A 12,778-nucleotide genomic window follows, 5' to 3' on the forward strand; every position below is an offset into this window, starting at 1 on the left:
AAGCAGGGCTCGTTTTTGTTTGCACAGATTTTGTGCAAGCAAAAACGGATATACCAAAATCGGTATATCCGCTTAATAAACAATATAAAAAATACTGCATCCGCTATATCCCTACGTTGGCATTACCCAAATCAGGTTACGGGTCCAGACCACTTAGTCCGCTCTCAGCCTGCTATCGGCAAGCTCCCCTTTTATCCTATTCTTTTGTCATGTTTTACCAAACATCCAACTGACAATTATCTGACGCTTTTGTTCAGACTTCTTCTGTTGACTGACGATATTATAACACTGTATTTTTCGAATTACAATATTTTTTGCTGTATTTATTTGGCATCATTCCACAGACAGTGTTACAGTCTCTTATTTTTTCTTTTTCCGGATATGAATTTCAGGAATCGCCACTGATTCATACGTGATCGATTCTTTTTCTTCCTCATCCTCTTCTTCCACTTCCGGCTCAGTATGAACCTCCGGAACAGCAAGGTTTTCGTATTTTACATCATAGGCTTCATGTGTTGTTTTCTTTTTGTTCTGTTGTTTTTTCTTTTTCCAAAACATTGCGCATCTCCTGAATATGTGATTATTTTAATAACGATTCAACGCTCTTATACACAAAATTGTCTACCCTGTTTTTTTCATGTTTGCCAGAAATCATTATAGCAGGTTTATAAAAAATGTAATGATAAGACTGTTCAAAAAATCTGCAAAAAGGCTTCCAATCAACGGAATGAGCAGATAAGCTTTTACGGATGGTGCGTATCGGTCGCAGATAGCCTGCATGTTTGCCATGGCATTCGGTGTCGCTCCCATACCAAATCCGCAGGTTCCGGCTGCAAGTACTGCCGCATCATAATCACGTCCCATAACGTTGAATACAATGAATCTGGCAAAGATAAACATCAAAAGTACCTGAACGGACAGCAGAATTACCAACGGTAATGCTAACGCTGCCAACTGCCACAATTTCAATGTGATCATAGCAATACCAAGGAACAGGGACAGACAGATACCGCCGATATCATTGATCTCACCCATATAAATTGTAAACTTTCCGGAATATTCACCAATATTTCTAAATAATGCTGCTGCGATCATGGCTCCAATATAAATTGGGAATGTCATGCCGGTTTTGGTCAGCAGCCAGGAAAATACGGTTCCAAGACCAATCGCCAGGATCAGCTGAAATACCGCTGTCGCATACATAGACGTATGACGGGTATGCTTTTTCTCATCTTCTACCAGAATACTGTCATCCTCTGCCACCGCTGTGGAAATCAGGTTCTTTTTCTCCACCAGTGATTTACCGATCGGACCCCCGATCAGGCTTCCTGTGATCAGGCCAAAGGTTGCTGCTGCCGTACAAAGTGTCGTTGCACCGGAAATATTAAAATCTTCCAGAACCGGTCCAAAAGCACCTGCTGTACCATGACCGCCGACCATTGGAATAGAGCCGGTACACAATCCGATCAACGGATCTAAGTTCAGAACTTTTGACATTCCTACTGCGAGAAAATTCTGGCAAAGGATCAGTCCTACAACCAGTCCCAAAAATACAACCAGCGATTTACCACCGCTTTTCAACACTTTAAGGTTCGCCTGAAAACCTACAGAAGTAAAGAAAAATACCATGCAGACTTCACGCAGCGTATCATCAAAGGAAACTTCTGCAATTCCTGTGGCGTACAGTACACAAGTCAGGATTGCAAAAAGCAATCCCCCGACAACTGGCGCCGGAATACAGAATTTTTCCAGAAAATTTATTTTTTTCTTTAAGAATTTACCAAGTAACAGAACCAGAACCGCGATGGCAAGGGTCTGATACATATTTAAATGTAGTTCCATAAAAATCCTTTCAAACTTGTCAGCAAGAATTACTCCGCATTTACCGTAATTCCGTGCTTCTCATAATAAGCGGCTGCCCCATCATGGAACGGGATCGTCACGTTTTGCGTCGCACTGGTTTCATCCATCTGCAAATTCAATGGCAGGGAATATTGAATATCCTGCACATGACTGAATAGTTGTTCTGTCAGATGTTCCACTGTTTTATCACTCAGTTCATCACTGACAAGCAGAAGTGATTTTACACCAACTGTCGTTGTTTCCTCGGATTGACCGCTGTATGTATACACCGGAATTGTATATAGCATATAAAAATCATATGCTGCCATCAGTTTCTGGATATGTGTCTCATCCATCGACAGCAGACGGATGCCACACTGACGGGTCAGCTCCTCAATTACAGTTGTCTGCACACCTGCGGTACAAAACATAGCATCAATTTTTCCAGAAACAAGAGCTTCTGCCGCCTGTGTATAATCCAGATTTTCACAGTCCACCAGTTCATTAGAAAGACCGTAAACTTCAAAAATCTGCTTGGCATTTCTCTCAGTTCCCGACTCTTCCTCACCGATACTTACCTTTTTTCCAAGCAGATCATCCACGCTGTGGATATCAGAATCTGCGCGGACAACAATCTGACAGGCCTCGGTATACAAAGCCGCTACCGCACTGTAGCCATGCAATGGTTTTTTATCAAAATCTCCGGTTCCATGATACGCATCATCCGTCAGATCTGCCTGTGCGATCGCCATCTGAATATAACCATCAGAAAGCAGACGGATATTTGCCGCAGAACCTGCAGTGGAACGCACAGAAAATTGCAAATTCTCATCATCCTGAGAAACTATCTGCGTGTACGCATTTGCAAATGCCGAATACATACCGCCCACAGCAGCTGAGCCAAAACGGATCGATGTAGCGGATGCATTTCCACAACCCACAGCAAAAACCAGAGAAAGACTTAAGAATAGTGTTACTATTTTTTTCATGAAATTTCTCCTTTAAAAGGCAGAGCGAACATAGAATTTACTATGCTGCTCTGCCTGTCTGTTACAATACTCTGATCTGATTGTTCCAATCTTACTCAAAGATAATTTTACGGTAGTTCTTTTTACCACGGCGTAATACAAAGTCCTCTTTGTTGATATCTTCCGGTTTGTAGGAAACTTCGATGGATGCGACTTTCTCGCCGTTTACAGCAACTCCGCCCTGCTGTACCGCACGACGTGCCTCAGAACGGGATGCACATAATCCGGAAGCAACCAGCAGACCCATGATGTCAATCTCGCCGTCACGCAGATTTTCTTCTGTGATAGTTGCAGTCGGCATATTTGCTGCATTTCCACCAGAGAACAGTGCACGTGCGCTCTCCTGTGCTTTTGCAGCTTCTTCCTCTCCGTGAACCAGTTTGGTCAGCTCAAATGCAAGGATTTCTTTTGCAGTATTTAACTGGCTTCCTTCCCATTTATCCATCTCATCGATCTGCTCTAACGGAAGGAAAGTCAGCATACGCAGGCATTTTAATACATCAGCATCGCCAACGTTTCTCCAATACTGGTAGAACTCAAATGGAGAAGTCTTCTCCGGGTCAAGCCATACAGCGCCGGACTGAGTTTTACCCATTTTTTTACCTTCAGAATTCAAAAGCAGTGTGATCGTCATCGCGCATGCATTTTTGCCAAGTTTACGACGGATCAGCTCTGTACCGCCAAGCATGTTGGACCACTGATCATCACCACCGAACTGCATGTTACAGCCGTATCTCTGGAATAACTCATAGAAATCATAACTCTGCATGATCATGTAGTTAAACTCCAGGAAGCTTAATCCACGCTCCATACGCTGTTTGTAGCACTCAGCGGAAAGCATACGGTTTACAGAGAAATGCGGTCCGATATCGCGCAGTACTTCGACATAATTTAAGTCAAGCAGCCAGTCTGCATTGTTTACCATCAATGCTTTACCCTCGGAAAAATCGATAAAACGGGACATCTGCTTTTTGAAACATTCGCAGTTGTGGTTGATTGTTTCTTTTGTCATCATCTGACGCATGTCAGTACGTCCGGACGGATCACCGATCATAGCTGTACCACCACCGATCAGTGCGATCGGTTTGTTTCCTGCCATCTGCAGTCTCTTCATCAGACACAGTGCCATGAAATGTCCTACATGAAGACTGTCTGCGGTCGGATCAAATCCGATGTAAAATGTTGCTTTTCCGTTATTGATTAATTCTTTGATCTCTTCTTCGTCTGTAACCTGGGCGATCAGACCACGGGCTACGAGTTCGTCATAAACTGTCATAATGTGCTCTCCTTCTTCATAATAAAAAACCCCATCCTAATGCACATGCATAAGGACGGGATAAAATCTCGTGTTACCACCTTAATTCACAGACCGCTCACACGATCCGCCTCACCAAGTATCTGACAATACTTCTGCAATATAACGGTTGCTCCCGGCGCAGCCTACTGATCATCAAAATTATTTCTGATAACGTTCAATGCGCAGCTTGTGAATGTATTCGGTATCAGTTTTCCATGCGCCTCTCACCACCCGGCAGCTCTCTGTATGTTCCGCTCATACTTACTTCTTTCAGTCATTGCTGTTACTATTTGCAATTGTCTTCACATGCCCATTATTATAAAAGTTACGTTTGGAAATGTCAATGTAAAGTTTTACAATAGCATAACCAGCGTTCCTGCCACGATCAGACACAAACCAACCACTGCTTTTTTCGTCAGATGCTCCTTAAATACAATGAAGGAAAACGCGATTGATACCAAAATACTCAGCTTGTCGATCGGCACGACTACGCTCGCCATTCCGTCATGCAGTGCCTTATAATAGCACAGCCAGGATCCGCCGGTTGCCAGACCGGACAAACAGATAAATCCAAGCTCATTTTTCGGAATTTCCCGGATTGTATGCTGTTTGCCTTTGACAAATACAACCACCCATGCCATCACCAGGACAACGCAGGTTCTGATGGCCGTTCCAAGGTTTGATTCCACGCCTTCGATGCCGACTTTTCCAAGGATAGCAGTCAGACTGGCAAACACGGTGGAAAGTAATGCATAAATCAGCCAGGAACGACTCTTTGGTTTCTCCGACTCATCTGTCACTTCCTTTTTCTGAATCATCATAAACGTACCGACACCGATCAGAAGCACCGCAATACCTTTCACCAGCGTGATCGGCTCACCAAGGAAAATAAAGGCAAGTATGATCGTCAGAATCGTGCTTGATTTGTCAATCGGCACAACTTTATTGACATCCCCCAGCTGTAATGCTTTGAAATAACACAGCCATGAGGCTCCCGTGGCCATACCGGATAAAACAAGAAAAATCCATGTCTTTCCACTTAAGGAGCCGATTGTTCCGATGGATCCTGTGATCAGCACCATGATCCAGGAAAAAATCAATACAACGATTGTTCGAATCGCGGTTGCCGCATCCGAATCCGTCTTTCTGATTCCGCATTTTGCAAGAATCGCTGTCAATCCCGCAAAAATCGCAGAACCAAATGCAAATAAAATCCACATAACTTCATCCCCGCTTTCTGCAGCTGTCGTATAAAATGCATGCACCCTGCTCTTTTTTAAAAATCCGATGTGCAACGTTTTACAATTTCGCATGGAACAACCTTATTTTGTTCTATTTGCTTTTGCTTTTCCAAGAGATCGATCATGTGCTCCACCGTCGTCCTGCAAAGCACATCCAACTTACTATCTACCGATGTCAGTTCCGGTTCGCAGCTCACAGCTACCAGCGAATCATTATATCCTATCACGGAAAGATCTTCCGGCACTTTCATCTCCTGTATTTTTGCATATTTCAATGCTCCGACTGCCATCATGTCATCCGTGGCAACCACACTGTCAAAATCCAGTGTTCTATTATATTCCAGAAGCATATTTTTCGTATACTCAATATCGTTTTTGCTCCGGAATTTCAACTGTCCGATCACAGGATAATCTGCATCTGTCAGTGCTGCCTCATATCCTTCTCTTTTCATTTTGCCGCTGAAAGAATCTGAATCATATAAAAACAGGATTTTTTTTCTTCCACGCCGGATCAATGCCCGTGTCACTTCATAGGTCGCGTGGTAATCATCGGCACATATACAATACACATTCTCTCCGCTGACACGTCCGTTAATCAGAAACACCGGCACCTGTGCAGCTGCTTCCCTTATATAATCCGTATCATATTCATCTCTTCCGGTTCCTGCATAAGTGGAACCTACCAATACCAGTGCATCAATACGTTTTGACAACAGCATATTGACATACTTTTCTTTCTCATCCTGTGCAAATCCGCTACAGCCAAGGATGCAATTATACCCATGTTCATGGAAGCTGCTTTCCAGATATGCAACTGCTCTTGCCATATAATTGTCTGCTATATTTGGGCATAAAATGCCTACTGTTTTCATAGAATCAAGTCCCAGACCTCTCGCAAAAACATTTGGCGTGTAATCATATTCCTTCATTACCGCAAGCACTTTCTGCTTTGTCTTTTCACTGACTTTCGGACTTCCATTAACTACGCGTGATACGGTTGCTATGGATACTCCCGCCAATTTTGCTATATCATAAATATTAACAGCCATATTTCTCCCTTATTAAAAATGTCTCTTTAAAATTTCCATAATACAGAAAGATACCGCTCAGGAATTTCCCATGCGGTATCTAATTGCGTTAGACTTATTATCATTTTCCATTTCTGATTGTGTGTATTCTATCACACAAAATCACTCCTGGTCAAATCTCAAATGCAAAATATTTTACAGCATTATCGTAAGAAATTCCCTTTACAATCTTCTCCAATGCTTTGTAATCTGCCGGATATTCTCCATTTTCAACCCAACCACCGATTAATTCACAGAGAATTCTCCGGAAATACTCATGTCTTGTATAAGACAAAAAGCTTCTGGAATCCGTCAACATTCCCACAAAATTAGATAACAGTCCAAGATTTGCCAGTGATGTCATCTGTGCTATCATTCCTGTTTTGTTATCATTGAACCACCATGCACTTCCCTGCTGGATCTTACCTGCTGCTTCCGTTCCCTGGAAACATCCAAGAATTGTTCCAATTGCTTCATTATCACATGGATTCAATGAATATAAAATTGTTTTTGGAAGTTCATCTGTGGCAATCAGTGAATTTAAGAAATCTGCTGTCTGTGCACTCGGAGCATAGTTATTGATACAATCATATCCTGTATCCGGACCTAGTTTTGCATACATAAGAGCATTATTATCACGTTTACATCCATAATGAATCTGCATTACCCAGTTTCTCTTATGATATTCTTTCGCAACAAACTGCATAAAAGCCATTTTGAACTTCATTTCTTCTTCTCTTGTAATCTCAGATCCCTGTAATGCTTTTTGGAAAATATCATCTACTTCTGCCTCAGAAGCCGGTGCATACATAATATATTCCAGTGCATGATCCGAAACAGAGCATCCCATAGATGCAAAGAAATCCATTCTGTTTAAAATTGCTTTTTTCATAGATGAAAAATCTACAATCTCAACTCCGCTCACATCTGACAGTTTTTCGATATACTCTTTATAATCCGGTTTTTCCAGATTCATTGCCTTGTCCGGTCTCCATGCAGGAAGAACTTTTACTTCAAAGCTGTCATCTTCTGCCAGTTTTTTATGCCATTCCAGAGAATCTACCGGATCATCTGTTGTACAGATCAGCTTTACGTTTGACTGACGGATCAGATTACGGACAGACATACCATCTTCCTGCAGTTTCGCATTACATAAATTCCAAACTTCTTCTGCTGTCTCTCCGGACAAATGTCCATTATAGCCAAAGTATCTCTGTAATTCCAGATGACTCCAGTGATATAATGGATTTCCAATTGCTTTTTCTAACGTCTCAGCCCACTTCTGGAACTTTTCGCGATCACTGGCATCTCCTGTAATATAATACTCATCTACACCATTTGAACGCATCTGACGCCATTTGTAATGATCACCGCCAAGCCACACCTGTGTAATATTTTCAAATTTACGATCTTCTGCTATTTCCTGCGGATTGATATGGCAATGGTAATCCACGATCGGCATATTTTCTGCATACTCATGAAAAAGTTTCTGTGATGTTTCTGAGGATAATAAAAAATCCTGATCCATAAATGCTTTCATAATTAATTAAACTCCTTTTTTACTAACTATCTTAGGCCACTGACAAATTACGATACGTTATCCAATGATGCATTTTAAATGTAACCAAGTAACTTCGGTAATGTCAGACTCAGTGATGGTATATAAGTTACAAGCATTAATACTACGAAAATCGCAGCAAAGTAAACTAATAACTGACGGAATACTGTCTCTATCTTTACACCGCCAACTTTTACTCCAACAAAGAGTGTTGTTCCAACAGGCGGAGTAATGGTTCCGATACACAAATTGAATATCATCATAATTCCAAAATGAATAGTATTCATTCCAAGTGCAGTACAAACCGGAAGGAAGATCGGTGTAAAAATCAGGCAGGCAGGTGTCATATCCATAAAGGTACCAACAAGCAGAAGAATTACATTGATCAGAAGGAAGATCACATATTTATTACTGCTGATGGAAAGGAGACCTGCGGATACAATAGCCGGGATATTTGTAAATGCCATAACCCATGACATAATGCTTGATACTCCGATCAGGAAAATAATGATTCCTGTCATTTCTGCGCTTTCTTTAAAAATCTGCGGAAGATCTTTCAGTTTGATAGATTTATATACAAACAGGGAGAGGATCAGACTGTATACAACTGCCACAACGGATCCCTCTGTCGCTGTAAAGATACCCAAAATAATTCCACCAATTACAATTACAATAAGCAGCAGACACGGAATTGCCTGAAGAACTACTTTTCCTGCTTCTTTTGCTGTAAATTTTGCCTTTGCACGGTACCCTTTTCTCTTTGCAATGACAAAGATTACCAGCATACATGCAAGTCCCCATAGAATTCCCGGAATATAACCAGCCATAAAAAGTGCTGCTACGGAAGTACCTCCACTTACAAGTGAAAATGTGATCATTACGTTACTCGGCGGAATAAGCAGACCGGTCGGCGCTGTTGCGATATTTACAGCTGCGGAAAAGTTTGGATCATATCCCTCTTCTTTTTCAATTGGTCCAATGATAGATCCCATTGCAGACGCTGCTGCTGTACCAGATCCGGAAATGGAACCAAACAACATATTCGCCAGGACGTTTGTCTGCGCTAAAGCTCCCGGCGCACGTCCTGTGATCAATTTTGCAAAATTAATCAGACGAACAGCAATTCCACCTTTATTCATAATATTTCCGGCAAGAATAAAAAACGGAATGGCAAGAAGACTGAATACTGAAATACCGGAAAAGATACGCTGTGAACCGGTCAGTACCGCAACATCCATGTTCATTACCGGAAGGATCGCACATACAGAAGATATTCCGAGTGCTACAGCAATCGGTACACCTGCGATCAGCATGACAACCAAAAGGACTAAAATAATTAATCCGGATACAATTGCTATGTTCATTTTCTAATTCCCCCTATTCCTCTGTTTTCTGTATATAATTTCCGGCACACATATCTGCAATGTTCAGTACGCCATACACTGCGATCAGGATACCGCTGACCGGCATTACAGAATAAATGACACCCATAGATACTCCAAGTGATGCTGTTTTCTGTGTCATGGTCAGATCCATAATTGTAAAGCCTCCATAAATCAGCACAGCAGCAGCAAAAACAATAATAAGCACTTCAATCGCAATATCCAGAACTTTTCTTTTCTCCGATGAAAGTTTGTCTACCACAAAAGTCATTTTCATATGATCGCGTTTTCCAAATACATATGCTGTTGCAAACATTGCCATCCATGCAAATGTATAAGTAAGAAGCTCTTCTGATACAGTACTTGGACTGTTAAAAACAAAACGTGTTACAATCTGATAAGTTCCAACGATTACCATTATTGCAAACAGCACAATACAGACGGTACCGAGGACTTTATTAATCCCTTTTCTGAGTTGATGTAATGCATCCATCTAATTTTCCTCCTTTGTATCTGCGTACTGCTTATTATATAACTGAATATGATCATACAAATCACGGATATCCGGGTTTGCATCAAGCATTTCATTCTGTACGTTGCTTACTTTTTCCTTAAACAGACTGATATCCGGATAAATAAACGTAACTCCCATATCCTCTTCTGCTGTTTTCTTGGCCTTCTCTACCTCTGTAGTCCAGGCATCTCTTTCTGTCTCACTTGCAACTTCTGCTGCATCATAAAACACCTGACGTTCCTCTTCACTCAAACCATTTAAAAACTTCAAATTCGCAATCAGTACATCCGGGATCATCTGATGCATTGTATAAGAATAATATTTAGCAACCTCACCGTGCTTATTGTCCGTTAACGCAAGCTCATTATTTTCTGCTCCATCTATAACGCCCTGCTGAATCGCGGTATACACTTCTCCGAAACTCATCGGGGAAGCTGCTGCGCCAAATGCATTTGCCATTTTTACACTGGCCGGGCTCTGCTGCACACGCATTTTCAAACCTTTCAGATCATCTGGTGTATTGATTGCTTTTTTTGCATAAAAGTTTCTTGTACCAACATCAAACCATGTCACAACACGAAGTCCTGTCTCATCCGTTGATTCATAAACTTTTTCCATATAATCTGTATCATTCATAGCCGCATAATAAGCTTCCTGAGAAGTAAATAAATATGGCATACTGAATACTTCATATACATCTGCAAAAATTTCAAGATTCGGCGTTCCTACAACAACAAAATCAATTGCACCTGTCTGTGTAAGCTCAATTGCTTTTGTCTGCGATCCAAGAAGTTCATTCGGATAAATCTGTACTTCATATTTATCCCCTAGTTTTTCTTCCACATATTCTTTAAACTTTTCCATTCCGGTATATTCCGGATGTGTTTCTGACTGTGAAAGAGCAACACGTATAATTTTTTTCCCTCCGCTTGCCTGTTTGGTTCCACTGCATCCAGTTGTCATTCCAGCAATAAGCCCAACACAGAGAACCACACAGAGTATTTTTCTGATTTTGTTTCTCATAACCTTTCCTTTCATTTCTGAGCTGCCTATCTGATTTTGCTCAGCTTTATTTTTTATGTTACCTGTTTCATTTTTGTGTAAGCCCTTACATTGATGTTTGCAGTATATCACTGGTAACCACCCTGTTGCAACCTCTATTTCACTTATTATTAAACAATATTTTTACCTCATTTTTATGCACTTTTTACAATCATGCTTTTTTTCACATTTTTTCATTGACACATTCTAACATCCGATGTATTTTTTGTGTAAGCCCTTACATTTTGTGTGAGGAACATTACATTCAAACTTTCTTTAGAAATGAAAGGACGGTATTTAACCATTGAAAACCTTTATTAAAATCCATCCCACAGATACGGTTGCCGTTGCATTAACTCCATTAAAAAAAGGCAGCGTTCTTCCGATTGATGACAACACTACCATTACATTAACGGAAGATATTCCACAGGGACACAAATTTGCACTGGCCGATCTTGCAGAAGGTTCTTCCATTATTAAATATGGAAATCCCATCGGCGTTGCTACTCAGCCCATCTGCAAAGGTGCATGGATCCATACCCATAATATGAAAACAGGTCTGGGTGACCTGCTGACATATACCTATCAGAAAGAAGATATCACAGAGCAAAAACAGCCGGAACGCTATTTCCAGGGATATCGCCGCAAAGACGGACGTGCCGCAGTACGAAATGAAGTCTGGATCATCCCAACCGTCGGCTGTGTGAACAATGTTGCTCAGGCCATTGAAAAATCTGCCCAGAATGATATTGCAGATAACGTTGACGGTGTCATTGCTTTTACCCATCCTTATGGTTGTTCTCAGATGGGTGATGATCAGGAACATACCAGACAGATTCTTGCTGATCTGATCAATCATCCAAATGCAGCCGCAGTTCTTGTCCTCGGACTTGGCTGTGAAAACAGCAATATTGATGTCCTGAAAAATTATATCGGTGAATATGATCCGGAACGGGTACGATTTCTTGTTGCACAGGAATGTGAAGATGAGATTGCGACCGGAACTGAAATTGTTCGCGAACTGATTGATTATGCTTCTCAATTTCGCAGACAGCCCATCAGCTGCAGTGAACTGGTAATCGGCATGAAGTGCGGCGGATCCGATGGATTATCCGGCATCACAGCAAATCCAACCGTTGGTGGTTTTTCCGACCGCCTGATCGCCATGGGCGGCTCAACGATCCTCACCGAAGTACCTGAGATGTTTGGTGCTGAAACACTCCTCATGAATCGATGCGAAAACGAGTCTCTGTTTCAGAAAACAGTGGCACTGATCAATGACTTTAAGGCTTATTTTAAGCGTCACGATCAGACCATTTATGAAAATCCTTCTCCGGGAAATAAAAAAGGCGGCATTTCCACACTGGAAGACAAATCACTTGGCTGCACACAGAAATCCGGTACAGCCCCGGTAAAAGGAGTGCTTGCCTATGGTGAACCGGTCAGCACCAGAGGTCTGAATCTGTTGAGCGCCCCGGGAAATGACCTTGTCGCGGCAACTGCCCTTGCTGCATCAGGTGCACACATTGTACTTTTTACCACAGGACGCGGAACCCCTTTTGCCTGTCCGGTACCGACGGTAAAAATTTCTTCTAATAATACACTTGCACAAAAAAAGCAAAACTGGATTGATTTTAACTGCGGTGTTCTGGTCGATGACGTTCCCGCAGATGAACTTGCAGATCAGTTACTTGATTTTGTAATTGAAATTGCTTCCGGAAAACAGGCAAAATCCGAAGAAGCAGGATTCCATGATATGGCAATCTTCAAGCAGGGTGTAACACTGTAATCTTTGTCACTAGTTGAAA

The 12,778-nt window shown here is 41.6% G+C and carries 11 protein-coding genes, 1 riboswitch and 1 other annotated feature; of the genes, 1 reads left to right on the plus strand and 10 read right to left on the minus strand.

The features are described from left to right. Window positions 1-91: 91 nt before the first annotated feature. Window positions 92-200, minus strand: a riboswitch (TPP riboswitch). A 160-nt stretch (window positions 201-360) separates the two neighbouring features. From Q0I54_RS03275 to Q0I54_RS03320, 10 genes are all read right to left on the minus strand, one after another. Further along, a complete protein-coding gene (locus Q0I54_RS03275; protein WP_294784921.1) occupies window positions 361-558 on the minus strand; it encodes a hypothetical protein in 198 nt (65 codons plus the stop codon). Between the two features lie 96 nt (window positions 559-654). Next, entirely contained in the window at window positions 655-1,842 is a 1,188-nt protein-coding gene (gene gltS, locus Q0I54_RS03280; protein ID WP_296116407.1) for a sodium/glutamate symporter, read from the minus strand. A 29-nt stretch (window positions 1,843-1,871) separates the two neighbouring features. Further along, window positions 1,872-2,831, minus strand: coding sequence for a TAXI family TRAP transporter solute-binding subunit (locus Q0I54_RS03285; protein ID WP_296116409.1), 960 nt, complete (start codon window positions 2,829-2,831; stop codon window positions 1,872-1,874). 91 nt (window positions 2,832-2,922) lie between these two features. Next, window positions 2,923-4,146, minus strand: coding sequence for a tyrosine--tRNA ligase (tyrS, locus tag Q0I54_RS03290; protein WP_296116410.1), 1,224 nt, complete (start codon window positions 4,144-4,146; stop codon window positions 2,923-2,925). A 48-nt stretch (window positions 4,147-4,194) separates the two neighbouring features. Beyond that, window positions 4,195-4,454 (minus strand) — a binding site (T-box leader). Window positions 4,455-4,520: 66 nt separating this feature from the next. Beyond that, complete coding sequence (locus tag Q0I54_RS03295) at window positions 4,521-5,387, minus strand: EamA family transporter (RefSeq protein ID WP_296116413.1); 867 nt, start codon at window positions 5,385-5,387, stop codon at window positions 4,521-4,523. Between the two features lie 56 nt (window positions 5,388-5,443). Then, window positions 5,444-6,457, minus strand: coding sequence for a LacI family DNA-binding transcriptional regulator (locus tag Q0I54_RS03300; RefSeq protein WP_296116416.1), 1,014 nt, complete (start codon window positions 6,455-6,457; stop codon window positions 5,444-5,446). Between the two features lie 151 nt (window positions 6,458-6,608). Next, window positions 6,609-8,015: a glucuronate isomerase gene (gene uxaC, locus Q0I54_RS03305; RefSeq protein ID WP_296116418.1), complete on the minus strand. Its 1,407-nt coding sequence runs from the start codon at window positions 8,013-8,015 to the stop codon at window positions 6,609-6,611. 74 nt (window positions 8,016-8,089) lie between these two features. Next, entirely contained in the window at window positions 8,090-9,397 is a 1,308-nt protein-coding gene (locus Q0I54_RS03310) for a TRAP transporter large permease (RefSeq protein ID WP_296116420.1), read from the minus strand. Between the two features lie 13 nt (window positions 9,398-9,410). Continuing rightward, window positions 9,411-9,908: a TRAP transporter small permease gene (locus tag Q0I54_RS03315; RefSeq protein ID WP_296116421.1), complete on the minus strand. Its 498-nt coding sequence runs from the start codon at window positions 9,906-9,908 to the stop codon at window positions 9,411-9,413. After that, the gene (locus tag Q0I54_RS03320) at window positions 9,909-10,952 is read right to left on the minus strand and encodes a TRAP transporter substrate-binding protein (protein ID WP_367270776.1); all 1,044 of its coding nucleotides are present in this window, start codon (window positions 10,950-10,952) and stop codon (window positions 9,909-9,911) included. Window positions 10,953-11,274: 322 nt separating this feature from the next. Between Q0I54_RS03320 and Q0I54_RS03325 the strand changes: the two genes are divergently transcribed. After that, window positions 11,275-12,759, plus strand: a complete 1,485-nt coding sequence (locus Q0I54_RS03325; RefSeq protein WP_296116423.1) for a UxaA family hydrolase — start codon at window positions 11,275-11,277, stop codon at window positions 12,757-12,759. Window positions 12,760-12,778 lie beyond the last annotated feature (19 nt).

The sequence above is a fragment of the uncultured Eubacterium sp. genome (assembly GCF_934295145.1).
Lineage (GTDB): Bacteria > Bacillota > Clostridia > Lachnospirales > Lachnospiraceae > Eubacterium_I.

Bases quoted from the DNA above. Each gene is read 5' to 3' on its own strand.
- Q0I54_RS03275 (WP_294784921.1), bottom strand. From the start codon at position 558: ATGTTTTGGAAAAAGAAAAAACAACAGAACAAAAAGAAAACAACACAT.
- gltS (WP_296116407.1), bottom strand. From the start codon at position 1,842: ATGGAACTACATTTAAATATGTATCAGACCCTTGCCATCGCGGTTCTG.
- Q0I54_RS03285 (WP_296116409.1), bottom strand. From the start codon at position 2,831: ATGAAAAAAATAGTAACACTATTCTTAAGTCTTTCTCTGGTTTTTGCT.
- tyrS (WP_296116410.1), bottom strand. From the start codon at position 4,146: ATGACAGTTTATGACGAACTCGTAGCCCGTGGTCTGATCGCCCAGGTT.
- Q0I54_RS03295 (WP_296116413.1), bottom strand. From the start codon at position 5,387: ATGTGGATTTTATTTGCATTTGGTTCTGCGATTTTTGCGGGATTGACA.
- Q0I54_RS03300 (WP_296116416.1), bottom strand. From the start codon at position 6,457: ATGGCTGTTAATATTTATGATATAGCAAAATTGGCGGGAGTATCCATA.
- uxaC (WP_296116418.1), bottom strand. From the start codon at position 8,015: ATGAAAGCATTTATGGATCAGGATTTTTTATTATCCTCAGAAACATCA.
- Q0I54_RS03310 (WP_296116420.1), bottom strand. From the start codon at position 9,397: ATGAACATAGCAATTGTATCCGGATTAATTATTTTAGTCCTTTTGGTT.
- Q0I54_RS03315 (WP_296116421.1), bottom strand. From the start codon at position 9,908: ATGGATGCATTACATCAACTCAGAAAAGGGATTAATAAAGTCCTCGGT.
- Q0I54_RS03320 (WP_367270776.1), bottom strand. From the start codon at position 10,952: ATGAGAAACAAAATCAGAAAAATACTCTGTGTGGTTCTCTGTGTTGGG.